The sequence below is a fragment of the Micromonospora sp. NBC_01655 genome (assembly GCF_026339755.1).
Taxonomy (GTDB): domain Bacteria; phylum Actinomycetota; class Actinomycetes; order Mycobacteriales; family Micromonosporaceae; genus Micromonospora.
In genome coordinates this window covers 5,290,638-5,311,841 of the sequence record NZ_JAPEQF010000001.1, presented here as the reverse complement: position 1 = coordinate 5,311,841, position 21,204 = coordinate 5,290,638, and the positions used below count along the sequence as shown (strand labels likewise).

Annotated in this window: 24 protein-coding genes and 2 pseudogenes; 15 read left to right on the top strand and 11 right to left on the bottom strand. The window is 74.0% G+C overall.

The window, feature by feature from the left end; genetic code table 11:
* Window positions 1-109: 109 nt before the first annotated feature.
* The gene (gene trmB / locus OOK41_RS24085; protein ID WP_266267961.1) at window positions 110-736 is read right to left on the bottom strand and encodes a tRNA (guanosine(46)-N7)-methyltransferase TrmB; all 627 of its coding nucleotides are present in this window, start codon (window positions 734-736) and stop codon (window positions 110-112) included.
* 211 nt (window positions 737-947) lie between these two features.
* On the opposite strand from trmB, the gene OOK41_RS24080 reads away from it, so the two are divergent.
* On the top strand, window positions 948-1,730 hold the full coding sequence (locus tag OOK41_RS24080) for a hypothetical protein (RefSeq protein ID WP_266266792.1): 783 nt from the start codon (window positions 948-950) through the stop codon (window positions 1,728-1,730).
* 8 nt (window positions 1,731-1,738) lie between these two features.
* Window positions 1,739-2,416 carry a class F sortase gene (locus OOK41_RS24075; protein ID WP_266266791.1) on the top strand — a complete coding sequence of 226 codons (678 nt, stop codon included), beginning with the start codon at window positions 1,739-1,741 and terminating at the stop codon, window positions 2,414-2,416.
* 113 nt (window positions 2,417-2,529) lie between these two features.
* On the opposite strand, the gene OOK41_RS24070 is transcribed toward OOK41_RS24075, so the two are convergent.
* Genes OOK41_RS24070 through OOK41_RS24060 form a run of 3 tightly spaced genes read right to left on the bottom strand, consistent with a single transcriptional unit; the run spans window position 2,530 to window position 3,400 of the window.
* A complete protein-coding gene (locus OOK41_RS24070) occupies window positions 2,530-2,781 on the bottom strand; it encodes a flavin reductase (protein WP_266266790.1) in 252 nt (83 codons plus the stop codon).
* Window positions 2,781-3,104, bottom strand: a complete 324-nt coding sequence (locus OOK41_RS24065; RefSeq protein ID WP_266266789.1) for a hypothetical protein — start codon at window positions 3,102-3,104, stop codon at window positions 2,781-2,783. Before OOK41_RS24065 ends, OOK41_RS24070 begins: the two co-directional genes overlap by 1 nt.
* Window positions 3,101-3,400, bottom strand: a complete 300-nt coding sequence (locus OOK41_RS24060) for a hypothetical protein (RefSeq protein ID WP_266266788.1) — start codon at window positions 3,398-3,400, stop codon at window positions 3,101-3,103. The genes OOK41_RS24065 and OOK41_RS24060 overlap by 4 nt, the downstream gene beginning before the upstream one ends.
* Window positions 3,401-3,613: 213 nt before the next feature.
* Here OOK41_RS24060 and OOK41_RS24055 point away from each other — a divergent pair.
* A pseudogene (locus tag OOK41_RS24055) lies at window positions 3,614-4,403 on the top strand (Scr1 family TA system antitoxin-like transcriptional regulator).
* Window positions 4,375-4,575 carry a DUF397 domain-containing protein gene (locus tag OOK41_RS24050; RefSeq protein WP_117669423.1) on the top strand — a complete coding sequence of 67 codons (201 nt, stop codon included), beginning with the start codon at window positions 4,375-4,377 and terminating at the stop codon, window positions 4,573-4,575. Before OOK41_RS24055 ends, OOK41_RS24050 begins: the two are co-directional and overlap by 29 nt.
* Before the next feature lie 145 nt (window positions 4,576-4,720).
* Here the strand turns inward: OOK41_RS24050 and OOK41_RS24045 are convergent, their stop codons facing one another.
* The 4 genes from OOK41_RS24045 to OOK41_RS24030 are packed head-to-tail and all read right to left on the bottom strand — an operon-like array spanning window position 4,721 to window position 7,152.
* A complete protein-coding gene (locus OOK41_RS24045; RefSeq protein WP_266266787.1) occupies window positions 4,721-4,999 on the bottom strand; it encodes a hypothetical protein in 279 nt (92 codons plus the stop codon).
* A 17-nt stretch (window positions 5,000-5,016) separates the two neighbouring features.
* Window positions 5,017-5,337, bottom strand: coding sequence for an antibiotic biosynthesis monooxygenase (locus tag OOK41_RS24040; protein WP_117669422.1), 321 nt, complete (start codon window positions 5,335-5,337; stop codon window positions 5,017-5,019).
* Between the two features lie 59 nt (window positions 5,338-5,396).
* Window positions 5,397-6,194, bottom strand: coding sequence for an exodeoxyribonuclease III (locus OOK41_RS24035; protein ID WP_266266786.1), 798 nt, complete (start codon window positions 6,192-6,194; stop codon window positions 5,397-5,399).
* A 37-nt stretch (window positions 6,195-6,231) separates the two neighbouring features.
* Entirely contained in the window at window positions 6,232-7,152 is a 921-nt protein-coding gene (locus OOK41_RS24030; protein WP_266266785.1) for a proteasome assembly chaperone family protein, read from the bottom strand.
* Between the two features lie 510 nt (window positions 7,153-7,662).
* Between OOK41_RS24030 and OOK41_RS24025 the strand changes: the two genes are divergently transcribed.
* The 3 genes from OOK41_RS24025 to OOK41_RS24015 all read left to right on the top strand — a co-directional run bounded on the left by OOK41_RS24025 (window position 7,663) and on the right by OOK41_RS24015 (window position 9,557).
* Window positions 7,663-8,496 (top strand): peptidase M23, encoded by an 834-nt coding sequence (locus tag OOK41_RS24025; RefSeq protein ID WP_266266784.1) that lies wholly within the window; start codon window positions 7,663-7,665, stop codon window positions 8,494-8,496.
* Window positions 8,497-8,601: 105 nt separating this feature from the next.
* The gene (locus OOK41_RS24020) at window positions 8,602-8,748 is read left to right on the top strand and encodes a hypothetical protein (protein ID WP_266266783.1); all 147 of its coding nucleotides are present in this window, start codon (window positions 8,602-8,604) and stop codon (window positions 8,746-8,748) included.
* A 47-nt stretch (window positions 8,749-8,795) separates the two neighbouring features.
* On the top strand, window positions 8,796-9,557 hold the full coding sequence (locus OOK41_RS24015; protein WP_266266782.1) for an EcsC family protein: 762 nt from the start codon (window positions 8,796-8,798) through the stop codon (window positions 9,555-9,557).
* Between the two features lie 69 nt (window positions 9,558-9,626).
* On the opposite strand, the gene OOK41_RS24010 is transcribed toward OOK41_RS24015, so the two are convergent.
* Both OOK41_RS24010 and OOK41_RS24005 read right to left on the bottom strand, forming a co-directional pair.
* Window positions 9,627-10,475 carry a GDSL-type esterase/lipase family protein gene (locus OOK41_RS24010; RefSeq protein WP_117669417.1) on the bottom strand — a complete coding sequence of 283 codons (849 nt, stop codon included), beginning with the start codon at window positions 10,473-10,475 and terminating at the stop codon, window positions 9,627-9,629.
* Between the two features lie 128 nt (window positions 10,476-10,603).
* On the bottom strand, window positions 10,604-11,293 hold the full coding sequence (locus OOK41_RS24005) for an antibiotic biosynthesis monooxygenase (protein ID WP_266266781.1): 690 nt from the start codon (window positions 11,291-11,293) through the stop codon (window positions 10,604-10,606).
* Window positions 11,294-11,561: 268 nt separating this feature from the next.
* On the opposite strand from OOK41_RS24005, the gene OOK41_RS24000 reads away from it, so the two are divergent.
* The 7 genes and pseudogenes from OOK41_RS24000 (at window position 11,562) to OOK41_RS23970 (ending at window position 17,529) form a co-directional block, all read left to right on the top strand.
* Window positions 11,562-11,825 carry a DUF6343 family protein gene (locus OOK41_RS24000; protein WP_117669415.1) on the top strand — a complete coding sequence of 88 codons (264 nt, stop codon included), beginning with the start codon at window positions 11,562-11,564 and terminating at the stop codon, window positions 11,823-11,825.
* 12 nt (window positions 11,826-11,837) lie between these two features.
* On the top strand, window positions 11,838-13,250 hold the full coding sequence (locus OOK41_RS23995; RefSeq protein WP_266266780.1) for an NADP-dependent succinic semialdehyde dehydrogenase: 1,413 nt from the start codon (window positions 11,838-11,840) through the stop codon (window positions 13,248-13,250).
* Window positions 13,251-13,288: 38 nt separating this feature from the next.
* Window positions 13,289-14,251: a TIGR03885 family FMN-dependent LLM class oxidoreductase gene (locus tag OOK41_RS23990; RefSeq protein ID WP_266266779.1), complete on the top strand. Its 963-nt coding sequence runs from the start codon at window positions 13,289-13,291 to the stop codon at window positions 14,249-14,251.
* Window positions 14,252-14,287: 36 nt separating this feature from the next.
* Window positions 14,288-15,859 (top strand): Na+/H+ antiporter, encoded by a 1,572-nt coding sequence (locus OOK41_RS23985; RefSeq protein ID WP_117669412.1) that lies wholly within the window; start codon window positions 14,288-14,290, stop codon window positions 15,857-15,859.
* Window positions 15,859-16,116, top strand: a complete 258-nt coding sequence (locus tag OOK41_RS23980; protein WP_266266778.1) for a UBP-type zinc finger domain-containing protein — start codon at window positions 15,859-15,861, stop codon at window positions 16,114-16,116. Before OOK41_RS23985 ends, OOK41_RS23980 begins: the two co-directional genes overlap by 1 nt.
* Before the next feature lie 216 nt (window positions 16,117-16,332).
* A pseudogene (locus OOK41_RS23975) lies at window positions 16,333-16,764 on the top strand (snapalysin family zinc-dependent metalloprotease); the annotation flags it as partial.
* A 51-nt stretch (window positions 16,765-16,815) separates the two neighbouring features.
* Window positions 16,816-17,529: a trypsin-like serine protease gene (locus OOK41_RS23970; protein ID WP_243639787.1), complete on the top strand. Its 714-nt coding sequence runs from the start codon at window positions 16,816-16,818 to the stop codon at window positions 17,527-17,529.
* Window positions 17,530-17,628: 99 nt separating this feature from the next.
* Here the strand turns inward: OOK41_RS23970 and OOK41_RS23965 are convergent, their stop codons facing one another.
* Window positions 17,629-20,250, bottom strand: coding sequence for a glycoside hydrolase family 9 protein (locus tag OOK41_RS23965; RefSeq protein WP_266266777.1), 2,622 nt, complete (start codon window positions 20,248-20,250; stop codon window positions 17,629-17,631).
* 216 nt (window positions 20,251-20,466) lie between these two features.
* Here OOK41_RS23965 and OOK41_RS23960 point away from each other — a divergent pair, with 216 nt between their 5' ends.
* The gene (locus OOK41_RS23960) at window positions 20,467-21,195 is read left to right on the top strand and encodes a PP2C family serine/threonine-protein phosphatase (RefSeq protein WP_117669408.1); all 729 of its coding nucleotides are present in this window, start codon (window positions 20,467-20,469) and stop codon (window positions 21,193-21,195) included.
* Window positions 21,196-21,204 lie beyond the last annotated feature (9 nt).

Sequence of the window (21,204 nt, the reverse complement as noted above, 5' to 3'; positions counted from 1 at the left end):
GTCCATCGTGCCTGCCGCAGGCCCTCCCGCGCCAACCGGGCCATTGCCCATCCGTCAGGCGGCGGCCGTCAGGAGGTGGCCCTCGTCCGACGACAGGGGGCGCCGCCGCTCACTCCCGCCAGTGGATCAGGTCGAAGACGGGGCGACCGGCGGTCAGCGCGCGGCGTTCGAACTTGGTGACGGGCCGGTGGGCGGGGCGCGGCGCGTACCCGCCGTGCACGTCGGCCAGCCCCGGGTCGGCCGTCAGCGTCTCGCGCATCGACTCGGCGTACTCGGCCCAGTCGGTGGCGCAGTGCAACGTCCCGCCGGGGACCAACCGGGAGCGCAACAGCGCCACGTGCGCCGGCTGGATGATCCGCCGCTTGTGGTGCCGCGACTTCGGCCACGGGTCGGGGAAGAACACGTGCACCGCGTCCAGCGAGCCCTCCGGCAGCGCCCGGACCAGGTCCAGCGCGTCGCCCTGCGCCACCCGCACGTTGCCCAGGCCACGGCGTTCCACCAGGCCCAGCAGGTTGGCGATTCCGGGCGTGTGCACCTCGACGGCCAGATAATCTCGGTCCGGGTCGCCGGTGGCCATCTCGGCCGTGGCGTCCCCCATGCCGGAACCGACCTCCAGCACCACGGGGGCCCGGCGGCCGAACAACGCCGCCAGGTCCACCGGGGCGAGGTCGTCGGTGATCGTCAGGCCGTACGCCGGCCAGAGCCGGTCCAGGGCGTCGACCTGCCGGTCGCTCATCCGGCCGCGCCGGGGGTGGAAGGTACGGATCCGGGACGCGTGCGGCGGCACGGTCGCGGCGGGGTTCGGGTCGGTGGAGGTCACAGCGACCCGAGCGTACGCGACGACCGCGCCGGACCGGATGTGATGTACGACCGGGGCGGGGGACCCGTCCCGTACGGCAGGCCGGGCGGTCGCCGCCCGGCGTCGCGCTACCGCGTCGGGAGGTGCCATGGAGTCAGCCACCCGCCTCGGCGCCGCGCTGGCGGTCGCGGTCGCCGCAGTCGCCGGCCCACTCGCGGGGGCCGCACGGGCCGCCGACGCCCCCGTCGCCGCCCCGGCGTCCGAGCGGGCCGTTGGAGCCCCTGCGGTCGCCCCGGCGTCGGAGCGGGCTGCTGGAGTCCTTGCGGTCGCCCCGGCGTCGGAGCGGGCCGCTGGAGTCCCTGTGGTCGCCCCGGCGTCGGAGCCGTCGGCTGGGCCGCCGGGCGGCGGCCAACCCGACCGCGGCCAGCCCGGCTGGCTCGTCTTCGTCGAGGTCAGCCCCGGCACGGTGCAGCCCGGCTACCTGGTCGGCATCAGGGCGAGCTGCCACGACAACTCGGTGCCGGCCATCGTGGTCTCCGACGCCTTCGGCCGGGTCGCCGCCCGTCCGGACAGCGGCCTGCTGACGGCGTCCCCGATGGTCCGGGAGCGCACCTGGCCGGGCAACTACCCGGTCAAGCTGGAGTGCCGGGGCGGGGAGACCGCGAGCACGATGCTCCAGGTGGTCAAGCGCACACCCTCGCACCCGCCCTCGCCCACCCACAGGCCGACGCACGAGCCGGTCCGGCACCCGACGCACCCGGCGGCACAGCACCCGAGCCGGGGCCCGAACACCGGCTTCGGCGGCACCGCCGGGGCGGCCACCGGCGGGCTGCTGCTGCCCGGGGGCGTGGCGCTGGCCGTGGCCGGGGTGACGATCGGCGTGGTCACCAGACGCCGGCCCCGCGTCCGCCGCGGCACCGCCGGGCGGTGAGTCCGGCCGTGGCGTCCGTGCGCGTACCCCGGTCGACCGCCGCGCCGGCCGGTGCCGGGCGGCCGGCGGAGCGCCGGCCCTGGTCGCTGCCGATCGCCGTGGTCCTGGTGCTGGTCGGCGTCTTCACCACCGGCGCGGGGCTGGGCCGCGCGTCCGGGCCGTTCGACTGGGTCACCGGGACCGGCCGGCCCGCCGCCTCCGCCGCCGACGCCCCCGGGCTGGCGGCCAGCCGCCCGGTCTCCCTGGCCGTGCCGGCGATCAGGGTCTCCGCGCCCGTGGCGCCCGTCGGGCAGGCGCCCGACGGGTCGATCGAGGTCCCGCCGCTGGCGAGAGCGGACGAGACCGGCTGGTACGACCGCGGCCCGACCCCGGGCGAGCCGGGTCGGGCGGTGATCGTCGGGCACGTGGACACGAAGAGCGGCCCGGCGGTCTTCTACGACCTGGGCAGGCTGAAGACCGGTGACCGGATCGAGGTGACCCGCGCCGACGGGGACGTGGCAGTCTTCGCGGTGGACTCGGTCGAGCACTTCGACAAGGGCGCCCTGCCCGCCGCGCGGGTGTACGGCGACGACGGGCCGCCGGGACTACGGCTGATCACCTGCGGCGGCCAGTGGGTCGGCGGGCGGACCGGCTACGCCGACAACGTGGTCGCCTTCGCCTCGCTGGTCGACACCCGCCGTCCCTGACGGAAACGTGGTGAAGGGGCCGCGCCCTGGCCTGTTCGTCTCGGCGTGATCAACAACAGCAGTCACGCGACCGGCACTACTGGTCCGGGCACCCTGCCGCCGCCAGCCCCCGGTCAGCCACGGGCGCGGGCCCAGGACAGGAAGCGGTCGGTCAGGTCGGTCGGCGGCGTGCCGGGCGTCAACTGCGCGAGCTGTGTCGCCGCCTCCTCCTTCAGCGTGGCCAGGTAGATCAGTAGGGCGGTCCGGTTGCCCCGGTACTCGACCAGCAGCGACAGTCGCGCCTCGCCGCAGGGCCACGGGTGGCCGCAGACGCGGCACAGCCAGATCGGGCGGACCGGCAGGTGCGGGCGGGCGGCGCGGGACATCAGCGCACCCGCGGCGCGATCGCCCGCGCCTCGTCGTCGGTCAGCGGCACGAACCACAGGAAGCGCCGGACGATCTCCGGGGGCGTCGGGCCGCCCGGTCGGCCGCGAAGGTCGCGGACGGCCTGCTGCGCCATCCGCAGGAACCCCTGCAACAGCAGCGCGGTCCGGAGCCGGTTGTCCAGCGGGATCCCGGTCCAGGTCGGGCAGGGGTACGGCCGCCCGCAGCGCTGGCAGGTCCACGCCGGCCCGAGGGGGAAGTGGTCCGCCAGGGCCGGCGCGCGGGTACGCCCTGTGCGGGGCGGGTGTGGATTCCGCTGTCTCACCGCCGGCCCCCGTTCCCCAGCCGGAGCTGCCCCGGCGTACGTGGCTCGCCGGCCGGGCCCGGGGCGACCCGCGTCGACACGTCGTTGCGTGGTCCCCGGTACGGCGGGATCAGCGGGCCGACCAGCGGCGGGCCGTAGGGGACCGGGTCCCGGGGCGGCGGGGCCGGCCTCGGCGTGGGCTTCGGGTCGGCCGGCGCGGGATCGGGCTTCGGCTTCGCCGCGCGGTACGCCCGGCAGACCTGACAGGCGCAGTGCCGGCCCTGCCGGGACCGGTGCCGCCCTCTTCGGTGCGACATGGCCTCCCCTATCCGTCGAGATTGGAGAGGGGGACCGCCCGCTCGTCACGCGCAGGGAAGGACCGGGGCGGCCCCCTCGACGAACGCGAACCGCCGGGTCACCCCTCCACCGGCCACGCCGTCCTGAAAGCAGCTTCCCGAGGGTTGCGAGACAAACACACCGCGTAGCAATATGGAATGACGGCACCTGGGAATATCCGGAGAGGACACTGGATGAACCATGCCGTAATCGAGGCGATGACGGCTGCCGGGCTCACGGCCGAGATCCTCGCAGCCCAAATAGGCGTTGATCCGAAGACAGCGGCCCGGTGGGCAAACCCAGGGCATATCCCGCAGTCCCGTCACCGGGCGAAGGTTGCCGCTCTCCTTTGACCGTGAAGTCGCCGATCTCTGGCCGAACATTTCGAAGCGGCGCGATCCGGTATGGCTCCGCCAGTGGGTCGACTGGGAGAGGGCGGCAGTCGCGCTGCGGTGGTTCGAGCTGGCATGGGTGCCGGGGCTGCTCCAGACCGAGGCATACGCACGGGCGACATTGGCCGGCGAGTCTCTGTCGGCCAGCGAGGTCGAACAGTTGGTCGAGGCACGGGTGGGTCGGCAAGCCGTCCTGCATCGAGACCGGCCACCGCTGCTGATCGCAGTCATTGACGAAGCGGTCCTCTGGCGGCCTGTAGATGGCGATCGGGACTTGATGCGCGAGCAGTGTGAACACCTCGCGGCGTGCGCGCGGCTGCCCTGCGTGCAGGTCTTCGTGGTTCCCGCGTCGGTTGGCATGTACCCGGGGCTTGGCGGGCCGCTGATTCTCGCCGAGCTACCCGATGGCGAACAGGTCGGCCACGTCGACAGCCAGGCGCGGGCGGAGATCGTTACCGAGACCGCAGACGTTGCTACGCTCGTTCTACGGTGGGAGCGAATTCGGGGCGAAGCCCTCTCCCGGGCACAGTCACTAGACCTCATCACGAAAGCGGCAGAGCATCATGGACCTGACCGGCGCGCAGTGGCGTAAGAGCACGAAGAGCGGTAACAACGGCGGATCGTGCGTCGAGGTCGCCGACAATCTTCCCGGTGTCGTCCTGGTGCGGGACACGAAGGACCGCGACGGCGGCATGTTGACGTTCGCTCCGGGCGCGTGGCGTGGTTTCGTTGCGCTGGCGAAGGCGATCGGCCCGCTCGGCTGACTGCGGCTGATCCCGGGCACAGTCACTGCACTCTCACGTAGACGCGCCCCGCTCCCGTTCCAGAGCAACCACTACCCCTCGCACTCATCTCCTCCTTCCCTGCCCTGCGTCGCCCCGCGCGCGTCGTCTCATGATCGTCTGTCGTTTAGGGAGAACTGGCGCGGCGTGTCGTGTCCGTTTTCAGCAGACGATCATGGCGCTTGGTTGCGCGGCGGGAACCAAGCAGGTCGCCCGACCGGGATAACGACTGGCGTGGCGTGGTTTCGTGGCGCTGGCGAAGGCGATCGGCTGACTGCGGCGGCACGAACAGGCCCCTGGCTAGTGCCGGGGCCTGTTCTGGTTGTCGGCCGCTGGGATCGGCCACGTCGTCAGCGTGCTGCTCGGCCGTCAGCGTGCGGCTCGCCTTCGCCTCGCTGGTCGGCATCCGCCGACCGTGACGGGTCAGGACTGGCCGGGAACCTGCTGCACCACCTCGAACTCCAGCAGCGTGGCGCCGGAGGAGACCGGACGCCGCTGCTCGCCGCCCTCGCCGCCGGCGTGCGCGGCCCGGGACGGCCCGGCGGCCCACGCCTGGTAAGCCTCCTCGGTCTCCCACCTCGTGTAGACGAAGTAGCGCTTCTCGCCGCCGACCGGGCGCAGCAACTCGAAGCCGAGGAAACCGGGGGAGCCCTGCACCGCGCCGGCCCGGGCCGCGAACCGCCGCTCCAGTTCCTCGCCCGCGCCCTCGGGTACGTCGATCGCGTTGATCTTCACGACTGCCATGGCTCCACCCTAACCAGCCGGCAGTCCCGGGGACCGGCCGGCGCGGCCGGGCGGGTGGGTCAGAACGTCTCGACGGCCGGCACCAGGTCGGCGTCCACCACGATCGGGGCGTGGTCCGAGGGCCCCTTGCCCTTGCGGGCCTCCCGGTCGACGTACGCGGTGCGGACCGCCCGGGCGAACGGCGCGGACGCGTACACCAGGTCGATCCGCATGCCCTTGTTCTGGTGGAACATCCCGGCCCGGTAGTCCCAGTAGGTGTAGGGGTGCGGTCCCTTCATCGGGGTGGGCACCACGTCGTGCAGCCCCAGGTCGCGCAGCGCCGCCAGGGCGGCCCGCTCGGCCGGGGTGACGTGGGTGGAGGTGGCGAACAGGGCAGGGTCCCAGACGTCGGCGTCGGTCGGGGCGACGTTGAAGTCGCCGCAGACCGCCACCGCCGGCCCGCCGGTCAGCTCCGGCTCCAGCGCGTCGCGCAGCGCCGCGAACCAGGCCAGCTTGTACGCGTAGTGCGGGTCGTCGACGGTCCGGCCGTTGGGCACGTACACCGACCAGACCCGCAGCCCGTCGCAGGTGGCCGAGATGGCCCGGGCCTCCGGCTCGGGGAAGCCCGGCTCGCCGGGGAAGCCGACCGTCACGTCGGCCAGGCCGACGCGGGACAGGATCGCCACCCCGTTCCACCGGCCGTCGCTGTGGCTGGCCACCGTATAGCCCAGCTCGCCGACCTCGGCCACCGGGAACGCCCCGTCGGGGCACTTGGTCTCCTGGAGGCAGACCACGTCGGGGCCGGTGGTGGCCAGCCAGTCCAGCAGCCGGGGCAGGCGGGCCTTCACCGAGTTCACGTTCCAGGTCGCCAGGCGCATGCCCCCAGCCTGCCGCATCCCCGCCCCGGCCGCCGGGTCAGCTCCCCGGGGTGTCGCCCGGTCGGCCCTGCTCGGCCAGGAAGCGTTCCAGCTCGGCGCCCAGTTCGTCGGCGGTCGGCAGCGGGCCGGCCTCGGCGGCCAGCAGGTTCTTCTCGCCCCGCCCCCGGGCGAACGCGTCGTACTGCTCCTCCAGCGCCGCCACCAGGGCGGCGGCGTCCTCGGTCTGCGCGACCTGCCGGTCGATCTCGGCCCGGACCACCTCGGCGGCCGAGCGCAGCCCGTCGCGGGGCAGCAGCAGCCCGGTGCTGCGGGACACCGAGGCGAGCAGCACCTCGGCGGCGGCCGGGTACTCGGCCTGGGCGACGTAGTGCGGCACGTGCGCGGCGAAGCCGAGCGCGTCGCGGCCCTGTTCGCCGAGGCGGAACTCCAGCAGGTGCCCGACGCCGCCGGGGACCTGGACGCGTTGCAGCCACGGCTCGTACCCGGAGATCAGCTCGCGCCGCGTGGCGTGCGCGGTCACCCCGGTCGGCCGGGTGTGCGGCACCGCCATCGGGATCGAGTTGAGCCCGACGGTGAGCCGGACGTCGAGCCGGGCCGACAGCCCGCCGACGGCGGCCACGAACCGCTCCCACTGGAGGTCCGGCTCGGGGCCGGTGAGCAGCAGGAAGGGTGTCTCGTCGTCGTCGCGCAGCAGGTGCACCTCCAGCCGGGGTGCCTCGTACTCTTCCCAGTGGTCCTCGACGAAGGTCATCGGTGGGCGACGGGACCGGTAGTCGTAGAGCTGGTCGACGTCGAAGCGGGCGATCGGGCGCGCGTCGAGGGAGGTGAGCAACTGCTCCCTGGCCAGCCGGGTGGCGCTTCCGGCGTCGACGAAGCCGGTGAGGGCCTGGATGAGGACCGGCTGCCCGAGGTCGGGCAGCTCGTCGGAGAGCTCGTAGAGCTCGTGTGGGTCGAGCACCGGTGCGGACCTCCCTGGAATGTGCCAACGGGGCGCCGCGTCGCGCACGGCTCCCGGTTCGGGGAACGTACCCGCCATCCTCGTGCATTCCTGCCTCGGACGGTCCGCCGGAAGGTTCATGATCACAATTGGGTGAACACCCCGGCCCGCGGCGTCGTCCGGCCCGCCGGTGGCCGGATGGTGGATCAGGTACTGGCTGAACGGGGGAGGGGTCGACCTCCCCGGCCTCCGTGGGCGTTAGCTGCCCGGCTCGGCGCGCCTCCGCCGGGCCCGGAGGTTCGTCCGGTCCGCCCGGCTCGTGCCGGTGCGGCCCGGCGGGTGTCGGGGTGCCCGGCGGGGCGGGGCGGAAGTGTGGCGATGGCCACCCAATGGCCCTGGGTTATCCGGATTTGATCCGCCTAGTCTCATCGGATGCGTGACGACGGCACCCTCGACGACCAGCAAGGCCCGGCCACCCCCACTACCGGCGGCGCACGCCCCGAGCCCCACCGGATTCCCTCCGCTGCTGCTGTGACTACCCGCTCCGGGCGGTGGCGTAACCTGCTCGCCCCCGGTCGCTCCGCGTCCGGTCCCGCCGCCCCGGGCGGCCCGGAGCGTCGGCCCGGGCGGGCCGCGGTGGCCCTGGCCGCCGGCGTGACCTGCTGCCTCGGTCTGGCCGCCCTCGCCCAGGCCTGCCAGGGGACGGCGGACACCGCCGACCGCGCGGCGGCCATCGCCGGTGCCGACCTGGAGCGGCGGGCCGCCGCCGAGGCGGCCTCCCGGTCGCTGGACCGGATGTCGACCCCGTCCGCGTCCGTCAGCCCCTCCGCCCCGGCCCCGTCCGCCTCCGCCAGCACCGCCGATCCGGACACCACCCGCGCGCCCGCCCCCCGCAAGCGGCCCGTACGACCGGCCGACCCCGCCCCGGTCGCCGGGCTGACCAAGGCGCAGATGGCCAACGCGAAGGTGATCGTGCGGACCGGCCGGGCGATGGGGGTGCCCCGCAGGGGGCTGGTCATCGCCGTGGCGACAGCGATGCAGGAGAGCAACCTCTACAACGTGGCCAGCGGCGTGCTGCCCGAGTCGCAGGAGTACCCGCACCAGGGGATCGGCTGGGACCACGACTCGGTCGGACTGTTCCAGCAGCGGGCCAGCAGCGGCTGGGGCGAGGTGGGTCAGCTCATGGACCCGGCGTTCGCCACCCGGCAGTTCCTCACCGCGCTCCAGCAGGTCCCGGGTTGGCGGGACCTGCCGCTGACCGTGGCGGCCCAGGCCGTGCAGATCTCGGCGTACCCGGACCTGTACGCCCAGCACGAGTGGCGGGCGGCCGAGGTGGTCGACGCCCACCTGACCGCCGGGAAGTGACCCCCGGCCGCGGCGGGCCGGGGCGCGCCCCGGACGACCACAGTGGACGCGTGGCGGTTGCCCCGACGGGGTACACATGATGGAGGTAACCGACAGGAGGACGACATGTCAGCACTGGTGCAGCGGATCAGCCAGTTCCTCCGGTCCCCGAAGGGACAGCAGATCGTCGACCGGGGTCGCCGCGAGTTGGCGAAGCCGGAGACCCAGCGCAAGCTGAAGCAGTTGGCCTCCCGCCTGTCCACCCGGCGCTGAGCGCCGGCGCCGTCGTACCCGCACGTCACCGATCCCCGGGAGCCTCCGTGACCGACTCCGCCCCCGTCGACGGCCAGCCCAGCCTCCCCGTCCCCGAGCCGGCCGCGCCGCGTCCGCCGGCGGTGGCCCCGGCCGCCGCCCAGGACGCCCCGGAGGCGCCGCCGGCCCGGCTCTGGGACCGGATGCGGGAGGACCCGCAGTACGCGCCGGAGCACCTCGCCCTGGAGGCGGTGCGCCGGCTCGGACCCGAGGCGGCCCAGTGGGCGGCCCGGGCGCGGGCGGAGCGGCCGGGCGTGCCGGCGGAGGAACTGGTCGAGCAGGCGGTCCGCAAGTTCGTCACCCGGGCCCGGCTCTCCGGCGCGGTCTCGGGCGTGGCCGGGTTGCCCGGGGCGGTGCTCGACGTCGGGGTGCTGGCCTGGACGCAGGCCCGGATGGTGCTGCACATCGCGGCGGCCCACGGGGTCGATCCGACCCACCCCGACCGGGCCACCGACCTGCTGGTGCTCCAGCGGGTGCACAAGGTGGCCGGGACCGCCCGGCTGGCGCTGGGCGTGGCCGCCGGGCGGGAGCGGGCCGGGGCGCTGTTCGGCTCCGGGGGACAGACCGCGCTCGGCAAGGTGATGATCCGGCTGGGCGTGCGGCTGGCCCAGATGGCCGGGGTGCGGGCGGCGAAGCGGGTCTTCGCCAAGGTGATCCCGGGCGCGGCGATCATCCTCGGCACCTGGGCCAACTCGTCGGCCACCAAGGACCTCGCCGAGCGGTCCCGGCAGCTCTACCGCAGTACGGGCCCGGTCGACCCCGCCGGCTGAGCGCCGGGGTCGGGGCCGGTCGGAGGCGGCGGCCCGCCGGGGTCGATCGGAGCCTGCGGCCCGCCGGGGTCAGTCGAAGCCGGCGGCCCGCCAGGTCGCGTCGGCCAGCCGGCCCTGCCCGGCGACGTTGGGGTGGAACCAGTCCAGCGCGTTCACCAGGTCGAGGGTGAAGCGCACCCGGTGCACCGCCCCGCCGTCGTACCGGCACCGCGAGCCGTACGCCCGGCAGGCGGCCTTCAACTGCGCGTTGTACGCGTCGATCCGGTCCCGCACCCGGGCCCGGCGGGCCACGTCGGCCGGCGCGGTCGAGGTGGCGTCGGCCAACAGCGCCGGGCAGATGCCGTGCCGCCAGGCCCGCAGCGCCCGGGAGTCGGTGTGCCCGACCTCCCACAGCCGGTACAGGTCGGGGATGCTGACCACCAGCACCCGCGCCTTCGGGCGGCCCTTGCGCAGCACCCGCAGGCCCCGGTCCAGCTCGCTGCGGAAGGTGGCCACCGGGGTCATCGCGTCGACGTCGTCGCGGCACACGTCGTTCGCGCCGATCAGCACCGTGACGTAGTCGGCGCGGTCGCGTACCGCCGCCTCGGCCTGCCCGGCCAGCGCCGCGGCCCGCGCGCCCGGCTTGGCGTGGTTGTACGCCTTCCCGCGTAGCTTCGGGTTCCGGTCGACCAGCCGCTGGTAGTGGCTGTCCACCCGCAGCCCGTCCCCCGTCGACCAGGAGTTCCGCTCGCACGAGCTGAGCATCAGGCAGGAGCCGAAGCCGGCGCTGATCGAGTCGCCCAGCGCGGCCATGGCGGCCGGCGTGCCGGGCGCGGGCGACCCGCCCGAGGGGCGGGGCTGGGCGTTGCCCCCGTCCTCGCAGGCGAGCGCGACCAGGGCCGCCAGGCAGGCGACGGCGGCGACCCAGCGTCGAGGCATGCTTCCCCAGTCCGGCGGCAGAGTGCGACAGCGCGGTAACCCTATGCGGGCCACCGGGTCGGGGGGTGGCCTGCTGTCGGATTTCCGGCAGTCTGTCCCGTCGTGGTGCTGTCCGTGGTAGAGGGGGCTCAGTGGGGCGTGCGCCACGGGGCGGGCTGGCCGTGCAGCCACCAGTGCAGGGCCCGGGTGATCCGGGGCAGCACCAGGTAGGTCATCAGCGGGGTCAGGCACAGCGTCATGGCCAGGGTGCGGACGGCCACCGGGACGTCCGGTGCGAACCGGCCGGTGAGCAGGGTCGCGGTCAGGCTCAGCGGGAAGAACGCGAGCCAGATCGTCACCGCCTGCTTCCACCGGGGCGGCGCCGCCGGCGCGACCGGCTCGGCGCCCACCGGCGTGGCCACCTCCACGGCGTGCTCGACCGGCGGGTCGAACCAGCCCTCGATCCCGGTCCGCCGTTCGGTGCGGGTGTGCTCGACGATGCCCTGGGCCGAGGTCAGCCACCAGTGCCGTTGCGGCGACTCCTCCCAGCGGCGCAGCGTCTCGGCGTCGGCGAAGCGGTAGAGCATGTGCCACTCCGGCGAGCCCGGGGCGTTGCGCACCCAACCGGCGCCGAGAAAACCCGGGAAGCTCTCGGCCAGCCCGGTGCCCGCCCGCATCCACGCGACCATCTCGTGGCTGCGCGCGGGATCGGCGCGCCGGGCGATGGCGACGGTCACCGGCGCCCCGTCGGTCGCGGCGGTCACCGGCGCCCCGTCGGCCGCGGCGGTCACCGGCCCGTAGGTCGTGGCGGTCACGGGCGCCGCGTGGGTCGTGGTCATGCCCCCATCCTCCCGGGCCGGGCCGGCCACGGCACCGTTTCGGCGGGCCGGTGTAACGCACCCCACGACAGGTGTGTCACGGCCCGCCGGGCTGCCCGAAGGGTGGGACCAGCCGGCCGGGTGGCCGGCCCCCGCGCCGGGTTGGTGCCCCGCGCTGTGCGGGATGTTGCGCTCTTTCGGCGCTCCGACACCACAACATCCGGCACCTCATGATGATCTTGGCGCGGCCGGGTCGGTTAACCGGGCCGATCGGGGGTAGCCCGCAGGGATGACGAGATCGCAGCCCCGACGTGCCCGCGGGACGGTGGGCCACGCGTACAGCGCGCTCAACCTGCGCCTCGTGCTCGCCGGCTTCGGGCTGGTGACCATGGCGGTCTTCGCCGTGCTGGCGTTCTGGGCCGGCGTGGTGTGGTTGGGCGTGGTCTGCGCGGTCTTCGCCGCCGTCGCCGTGGTCGACCTTTTCGTCATCCAGCGCCGCCGTGCCGCGCGCCGCCGGGAGCAGCCGGGCGCGCGGCACTCGCTGTTCGAGTGACAGGAGTACGAGATGCCCATCGCCACCACCAACCCCGCCACCGGCGAGGTGCTCAAGTCGTACGACCCGATGTCGGTCGAGCAGGTCGACGCCGCGATCGAGCGGGCCGACCTGGCCTTCCGGGAGCTGCGCCGGACCACTGTCGCCCAGCGGGGACGGTGGCTGAGCGTCGCCGCCGACCTGCTCGACGCCGAGCGCGACGACACCGCCCGGCTGATGACCACCGAGATGGGCAAGACGTACGCCGCCGCGCAGGCCGAGGTGACCAAGTGCGCGGCGGCCTGCCGGTTCTACGCCGCGCACGCCGAGCGGATGCTCGCCGACGAGCCGGCCGACGCCCGCGCCGTAAACGCCACCCGCGCCTTCGTCCGGTATCAGCCGATCGGGCCGGTGCTGGCGGTGATGCCGTGGAACTTCCCGCTCTGGCAGGTCATGCGGTTCGCCGCCCCGGCCCTGATGGCCGGCAACACCGGCCTGCTCAAGCACGCCTCGAACGTGCCGCAGACCGCCCTTTACCTGGAGGACATGTTCCGCCGGGCCGGTTTCCCGAACGGCGCGTTCAGCACCCTGCTGGTCGGCTCGGACGCCGTGGACCAGATCCTCAGCGACCCGAGGGTACGCGCCGCCACCCTCACCGGCAGCGAGCGCGCCGGCCGCTCGATCGCCCAGATCGCCGGCCGGGAGCTGAAGAAGACCGTGCTGGAACTGGGCGGCAGTGACCCGTTCGTGGTGATGCCCTCGGCCGACCTGGATCGGGCCGCCGAGGTCGCCACCACCGCCCGCTGCCAGAACAACGGCCAGTCCTGCATCGCCGCGAAGCGGTTCATCGTGCACACCGACGTCTTCGACGCGTTCGCCGAGAGGTTCGCCGCGAACATGGCCGCGCTGCGGGTCGGCGACCCGATGGACGCCGGCACCGACGTGGGGCCGCTGGCCAGTTCCGGCGGCCGGGACGAGATCCACGCCCAGGTGCAGGACGCGGTCGACCACGGCGCCACCGTGCTGTGCGGCGGCGAGAAGCCGGCCGGGGACGGCTGGTTCTACCCGCCGACCGTGGTCACCGACCTGACCCCGCAGATGCGGATGTGGCCCGAGGAGGTGTTCGGGCCGGTCGCCGGGCTGTACCGGGTCTCCTCGTACGCCGAGGCGATCGAGGTGGCCAACGGCACCGCCTTCGGCCTCGGCTCCAACGCCTGGACCACCGACCCGGACGAGCAGGAGCGCTTCGCCACCGACCTGGACGCCGGCAGCGTCTTCGTCAACGGGATGACGACCTCGTTTCCGGAGCTGCCGTTCGGCGGGGTGCGGAACTCCGGGTACGGCCGGGAGCTGTCCGCGCTGGGTATGCGCGAGTTCTGCAACACCAAGACCGTCTGGGTGGGCCGGGGCGAGGCCTCGGCCGGCGCCGGGGCGCACGCCGAGTAGCGATTGGCCGGACGCCGTCATGGGTAGGAGGTGCGCCCATGACGGCGTTCGGCTTCCACGCGTCCCACGAGCAGATCCACCCGGCCAAGCTGCTGGAGGCGGTGATCCACGCCGAGCGGGCCGGCTTCGGCGCCGCCATGTCCTCGGACCACTTCTCCCCGTGGAGCGCCCGGCAGGGCCAGTCCGGGTACGCCTGGTCCTGGCTCGGCGCCGCCCTCCAGGCCACCAGCCTGCCCTTCGGCGTGGTCAACGCGCCCGGGCAGCGGTACCACCCGGCGATCATCGCGCAGGCGATCGGCACCCTCGGGGCGATGTACCCGGGCCGGTTCTGGGCGGCCCTGGGCACGGGCGAGGCGAGCAACGAGCACATCACCGGGGACGGCTGGCCGCGCAAGGACGTCCGCAGCGTCCGGCTGCGCGAGTGCGTCGACGTGATCCGGGCACTGCTGGCCGGCGAGGAGGTCAGCCACGACGGCCTGGTGACGGTCGACCGGGCGCGGCTGTGGACCCGGCCCGAGCAGCCGCCGGCGCTGATCGGCGCGGCGGTCAGCGTGGCCACCGCCCGCTGGTGTGCCGAGTGGGCCGACGGCCTGATCACCGTCAACGCGCCCATCGACCACCTGCGACAGATGATCGACGCCTACCGGGACGCGGGCGGCCGGGGGCCGCTGCACCTCCAGGTGCACCTGAGCTGGTCGCCCGACCAGGCCGAGGCAGAGGCCCTCGCGTACGAACAGTGGCGCAGCAACGTGTTCGCCCCGCCGGTCTGCTGGGACCTGGAGACGGCCGAGCACTTCGACGCGGTCTCCGCCGAGGTGCCGCTGGCGAGGGTCACCTCCACGGTCAACGTCTCGGCCGACCTGGGCCGGCACGTCGGCTGGCTGGAGGAGTACCTGGAGCTGGGCTTCGACCAGATCGCCCTGCACCACGTCGGGCAGGTGCAGCGGGCCTTCATCGACGCCTTCGGCGCCGAGGTGCTGCCGAAGCTGCGGGCGGCGTGATCCGTCCGGGCGGGGTCGCGCCCTAGGCTCGTAGCCATGGAGTCCCTGTTCGAGGTCGTCGTCTTCCTCGCGATCGCGACGCTCGGCGCGGCGCTGGCCCGCCGGCTCGGCCTGCTCGCGCCGATCCTGCTGGTGGTCGTCGGCCTCGCGCTCTCCTTCGTTCCCGGCTTCCCCCAGGTCCGGCTCGACCCGGATCTGGTGCTGGTGGGCATCCTGCCGCCGCTGCTGTACGTGGCGGCCCTGGAGACGTCGGTGCCGGCGTTCCGGCTCAACCTGCGGCCGATCCTGCTGCTCGCCGTCGGGCTGGTGATCTTCACGGCGTTCGCCGTCGGACTCGTCGTACACCTGCTGCTGCCGGCGGTGCCGTTCGCGGTCTGCCTGGCCCTCGGCGCGGTGGTGGCCCCGCCGGACGCGGTGGCCGCCACCGCGGTCGCCCGGCGGATCGGGCTGCCCCGGCGGGTGGTGACCATCCTCGAGGGCGAGAGCCTGATCAACGACGCCACCGCGCTGGTGCTGCTGCGGGTGGCCACGATGGCGACGATCGGCACCTCGGTCGGGGTCGGCGACGTGGCCCGGGAGGTGCTGGTCGCCACCGGCGGCGGCATCCTGGTCGGGCTGGCCGGCGTGCTGGTCTTCGGGTTCCTGCACAAGCGGATCAGCGACGCCGTGCTGGACAACGCGCTGTCGCTGATCGTGCCGTTCGCGGTGGTCTTCGCCGCCGAGGCGGTCCACGCCTCCGGCGTGGTCGCGGTGGTGGTGACCGGGCTCGGGATCGGTCACCGGATGCCGATGCTGATGTCGGCGGCCTCCCGTCTTCAGATCGGCGCGTTCTGGCGGCTGGCCCGGTTCCTGCTGGAGGGGCTGGTCTTCCTGCTGGTCGGCCTCCAGCTCCGCGAGGTGGTGCGGGACCTCAACGAGCCGCTCGGCTTCCTGGCCGCGATCACCGTGGCGGTGCTGGCGACCGTCGTCGTGACCCGGTTCGTCTGGATCTTCCCGGCCACCTACCTGGCCCGGCTGGTGCCCCGGATCCGGCAGCGTGAGACGAGGCCGTCGGCGAGGTTCCCGATCGTCATCGGCTGGGCCGGGATGCGCGGCGTGGTGACCCTGGCCGCCGCGCTGGCCCTGCCGCTCACCCTCGCGCAGGACCGCCCCTACCCCCGGCAACTGTTCATCTGGCTGGCCTTCGCGGTGATCGTGGTGACGCTGGTCGCCCAGGGCGCCACCCTGCCGGCGGTGGCCCGCCGGCTCAGGCTGCCGCCGGACGACCCGGTGCAGGACGCGCTCTCCGCCGCCAGCGTCCAGCAGCAGGCCAGCCGGGCCGCCCGGGATCGACTCGACGCGCTGGCCGACACCGCCCCGACGGCGGTCGTGGACCGGCTGCGCCGGGGGCTGACGGAGCGCACCAACCTGGCCTGGGAACGGCTGGGAGGCACCGAGCGGGAAACCCCGTCCCAGGCGTACGGTCGGCTGCGGCAGGAGATGATCGACGCGGAGCGGGAGGTGTTCCGGGCCGCCCGCGACGCCGGCCGGATTCCCGAGGAGGTGCTGGTGCGGGCGTACCGTGACCTGGACCTGGAGGAGTCGTTGCTGCGACAGGAGACCGACTGATGAGCTGCCAGCACCTCACCGAGGCGGGTGCCGTCGAGCCGCTGAACACGGCGGAGTGCCCCGACTGCGTCGCCGTCGGCAACGACGACTGGGTGCACCTGCGGGCCTGCCTGGACTGCGGGCACGTCGGCTGCTGCGACTCCTCGCCGTACCAGCACGCGTCGAGGCACTTCGAGGCCACCGGGCACCCGGTGATGCGCTCGGTCCAGCCGGGGGAGGCGTGGCGCTGGTGCTTCGTCGACGAGGAGATCGGCTGACCCGCCGCGCCCGGTGATCGGCTGCCGTCCACGGCTCCCGTGATCGGCTGCTGTCCACCGCGCCTGCGCCCGGCGCGTCGCCTCCGCCCGAGGTCTGACGATCGTGGCCGCCGACGTGGCTCGTATGACGCAAGCGCTATGCGGCGGACTGACCGTACTCGATCTAGGATCGACCCACATCAATGGGAGGCGGCCTTGCCGCCGTGATCCAGAGGAGTGCGTGTGTTCCGACGACATCTGCTGCGTACGGCGGGAGCCGTGGCCGCGGCGGTCCTGGCCGCCGCCGGGGTGCTGGCCGCCACCGGCACCAGCGCGTCCGCCGTCCGGACCGTCTACTACGACGCGAGCCGGGCCGGCGAGTTCCGCACCAACTTCGACCAGGCCGCCCAGATCTGGAACAGCAATGTCAGCACCGTCCGGCTGCTGCCCGCCACCCCGGGCAACATCACCATCTACGTCGACGCCGGCTGGCCCCGGGCGCAGCCGACCTCGCTCGGCAGTGGCCGGGTGTGGATGGGCTGGGAGGCGGTGAACCAGGGCTACAACCGGACCCGGATCGCCACCCACGAGATCGGCCACATCCTCGGCCTGCCGGACAAGCGCACCGGGCTCTGCACCGACCTGATGTCCGGCAGCAGCGCGCCGGTCTCCTGCGCCAACGCGAACCCCAGCGCCGCCGAGGCGTCCCGGGTCAACTCGCTGTTCGCCGGCAGCCTCGCCGCGCCGACCACCGGCCGGACGTACGTCTGGAACGGTGACGACGCCGGCGACATCACGCCGAACGTCGTCGGCGGCGTCACCGCCTCGGAGAACTACCCCTTCATGGTGTACGTCTCCGGCTGCACCGGTTCGCTGATCAAGGCCAACTGGGCGGTCACGGCGAAGCACTGCCCGACGCCGTCCTCGGTGCGGGTGGGCAGCATCAACCGCACCAGCGGCGGCACGGTCGTCGGGGTGAGCCGGGCGGTCAACCACCCGTCGATCGACGTCAAGCTGTTCCAGCTCGCCGGCTCGGTCAGCTACGCGCCGGCTCCGATCCCGACCACGTCGGGCGCGGTCGGCACCGCGACCCGGATCATCGGCTGGGGCCAGACCTGCCCGACGCCCGGCTGCGGCTCCGCCCCCACGGTCGCCCGGGAGCTGGACACCTCGATCGTGGCCGACAGCCGGTGCAGCGGCATCAACGGCCCGTACGAGATCTGCACCGACAACACCGGCGGCGTCGCCGGCGCCTGCTACGGCGACTCCGGCGGGCCCCAGGTGCGCAAGGTCAACGGGGTGTGGAACCTGATCGGCGCGACCAGCCGGGCCGGCAACAACAACTCCACCTGCGCCACCGGCCCGTCCATCTACGAGGACCTGCCGTCGATCCGCTCCTGGATCGACACCCAGGTCGGCGGCCTGCCCGCCTGATCCTGGCGCACCAGCGCGGCATCCGACACCGGGGCGTCCGCTCCTCCCGCAACGGGAGCGGACGCCCCATCCCGTGCTGCCCGGGATGATCGGGGTGGGTCAGGACAGGGCGCAGGGGGCGCCGTTGACCGTGATCAGGTCGGGGGCGGGGTTGGCGCTGCCGGCGGTGGTCGCGTTGAAGCCGAAGGTCGCGGTGGCGCCCGGGTCGATCCGGGCGTTGTACGACTCGTTCTTCGCGGTCACCGTGGCCCCGGACTGGGTCACCCTCGCCATCCACGCCTCCCGCACCCGCTGGTCGCCGGTGAAGGCAAACCGGGCGGTCCAGCCGTTCACCGCGGCGGTGCCCGTGTTGCGGATGGTCACCTGGGCGGTGAACCCGGTCCCGCCCTGCCAGGTGCCGTAGTTGGTGTACGACACGGCGCAGGTCGGTGCCGCGACGGCCGCCGCGTCGTCCTGGTCGGCGAGGAACGAGGCCAGCCAGGCCAGCGCCGAGTTCCAGTTGATCGCCACCTCGTTCGTCGAGTACGAGTTGATGTCGTCGACGTAGCAGAACTGCGGCTCGCAGCCGGCCAGCAGGTTCGCCGAGAACGGGTCCTGGAGGGCGGCGTTCGCGCCACCGGCCAGCGAGCCGGCCGGCGGGTTCGGCAGCGTCGGGTCGAACTGGTGGCCGTACATCCGGCTGTGCTGGTTCTGCGCGGCGTGCTCGCCCCAGCCGGTCACGTACGAGATGTTGAGCGCGTTGCGGCCGAACAGGTAGTCCGCCGCCTGCACCGCCCCGTCCCGGTACCTCGCGTCCCGGGTCAGGTCGAAGGCGGTGCCCAGCACGGCCGCGTTGTTGGCGATGTTGCCGTTGGCACCCCAGAAGTAGCTGCCCGGATCGCCGGGCATCGGCAGCCCGTACGCCTGGCCGCGCAGGATCTCCAGATAGCGGTCGGCGGCGGCGGTCACCGAGGCGCGCACCCGGTCGCGGTCGGCGGTCGGCAGGCCGCTGGGCACGGTGGCCAGGTCGAGTCGGCCCAGCGCGGCGACGCCCTGCCAGCCGAAGCCCTGGTCGCCGAAGACCGCGCCGGTGTGGTGCCTCGAGGCGGTCAGGTCGGTCAGGTACGCCGGCTGGCCGGTGGTCAGGTACAGCTCGGCGGCGGCCCAGTAGAACTCGTCGCTGACGTCGGTGTCGTCGTAGGCGCCGCCGCCGGTGGCGTCGGCCGGGCTGGCGTAGCGCGCCGGGTGGGCCTTGGCCGCCGCGTACGCGGTCTTCGCGGCGGTGCCGCAGCGGGTGGCGAACGCCGCGTCGTACGGGGCGAACAGCCGGGCGCACTGGGCGGCGACGGCGGCCAGGTTGAGGGTGGCGGCAGTGGACGGCGGGTGCAGCTCGCGCGGCTGCGGGTCGTCGGCCGGGTCGAGCGGCAGGCCGGTCCAGTTCCTGTCGTGGATCTTGTGGTGGGCCATCCCGGCCAGCGGCTTGCCGGCCGGCACCTGCATGCGCAGCAGGAACTCCAGCTCCCAGCGCGCCTCGTCGAGGACGTCCGGCACGCCGTTGCCGCGCTCGGGCACCCGCAGCGAGCCGTCGGCCAGGCCCACGCCGCCGTCGGCGGTGGCCGCCGTCTTGGTCCGCTCGAAGGCGTTCAGGAGCTGGTAGGTGGCGATGCCGCCGTTGACCACGTACTTGCCGTGGTCGCCCGCGTCGTACCAGCCGCCGCGCACGTCGAGGGAGTAGTCGCAGACCCCCGGCTGGCAGGGCACGCTGGTGTCGCCCTGGTTGGGGGCGACGCCGAGGTGGCCGGCGGGGCGGGCGTACTCGTCGCCGACCAGGTCGCCGTCGATGGCGATGCCGCTGCGTTGGAGGTAGAAGAACTGGAGGGCGTCGGCGCGCAGCCTGTCGTAGAGCGTGCCGGAGATGTCGAACGGGTGGCTGGTCTCGCCGTCGGCGACCAGGGTGTAGCCGGTGCCCGGGGTGCGGTAGGCGGAGAAGTCGACGGTCTGCACGTTCTGGCCGGACGCCTCGTCGACCCCGCGCGGGGTGCTCCGCCCGCTGGCCACCACCGCCCCGGCGGCCGACGTGAGCTGCCAGTCGAGCGGGTCGGCGGCCTCGGTGACGACGGTGGCGTTCTTGGGGCCGCCGGGCAGGTAGCCGACCTGGTTCACCCGGACCCGGGGGCCGGTGTCCGGCTCGTACGGCTCGGGCGGCTCGCCGCCGCGCAGCGAGACGTTGTCCAGGCACACGGTCTGCTCGGCGGCGGCCCCGCCGACCTGGAAGACGAGCTGCGCGCCCGGGTTGTCCTCGCTGACGGTGAAGGTCTTGGCGAAGTGCTGGCTGCCGCTGGTGGCGGCGGCGTCCAGGCTGGCGTACTGCGTGTACGGGGCGGCGCCGAGCTGGAGCACCGCCTTGACGGTCACCCCGGGGGTGGCGGCGAGGTCGAAGGCCAGCTCGTACTCGGCGCCGGAGGTCAGCGGCACGGCGTCCTGGCCGATGCCGGCGTCCCAGGGGTTGGCCAGCCCGCCGGGGACGGTGGCGCAGAGCCGGCCGTCGGTGACCCCGAGCGGCCCGGTGCCGTACGAGAACCAGGGGGCGACGCCCGCGCTGAAGTCGCCGTTCTTCAGCTGCTCGGGGGCGTCCGGCGGGACCTCGGCGTGGGCCGCGCCGGCAGTGGTGCCGGTGAGGGCCAGGGCGGTCGCCGTGGCGAGCACCGCGAGGCGGCGTCGACGGCGTCGGGATGGCGTCACGGGGGTTTCCTTCCGGGGGACGGGCCGAATCTGGGAGCGCTCCCAGTGTCGCTCCGATATTTCCAGCGGGTGTCCGCCGTGTCAATTGAGGACGCTGAATAAAACCGGCCCGGTTCACCCCCTGGTCCGGTCCGCCGGGTGAGATTCGCCGCGCCACGCGACGTCGTCGCGATCTCCTAGAGACAACTGCGGCCTCCAACTGGCAGGCTGCGTCCCATGACCCTGAAGCTGCGTTCCGTGGGGGCGAGTGACCGCGGGCTGATCCGCAGCGGCAACCAGGACGCCCTGCACTCCGGCACCTGGCTCGTCGCCGTCGCCGACGGCATGGGCGGGATGGCCGCCGGCGACCTGGCCAGCCGGATCGCGATCGACGCGGTCGGGCCGCTGGACCTGGCGACACCGGAGGACGCCCTGGTCGCCGCCCTGCAGAGCGGGATCGAGCTGGCGACCGCGGGGATCCGCGAGGCGGTGCGGGAGGACCCGGAGCGGCAGGGCATGGGCACCACCCTGACCGCCCTGCTCTTCGCCCGGACCGGGAGCTGTCTCGCCCTGGCCCACGTCGGCGACTCCCGCGCGTACCTCTTCCGGGAGGGGGTGCTCAAGCAGATCACCCGGGACGACACCTTCGTGCAGATGCTCGTCGACCAGGGCGTGATCACCGCCGACCAGGCCGCGAGCCACCCGCGCCGGGCCGTGGTCACCCAGGCGTTGCAGGGCGAGGAGGTCTCCCCGTCGTACGCCACGATGGTGCCCTGGGCCGGCGACCGGTGGCTGCTGTGCAGCGACGGCCTGTCCAACGTGGTCCGTCCGGACACCCTCGCCGAGGTGCTCGGCGCCCACCCGGACCGGGACGAGTGCGCCCGGCGGCTGATCGACCTGGCGCTGCGCGCCGGCGGCCCCGACAACGTCACCGTCGTCATCGCCGACGTGGTCGCCGAGGACTGACCCGGCCCC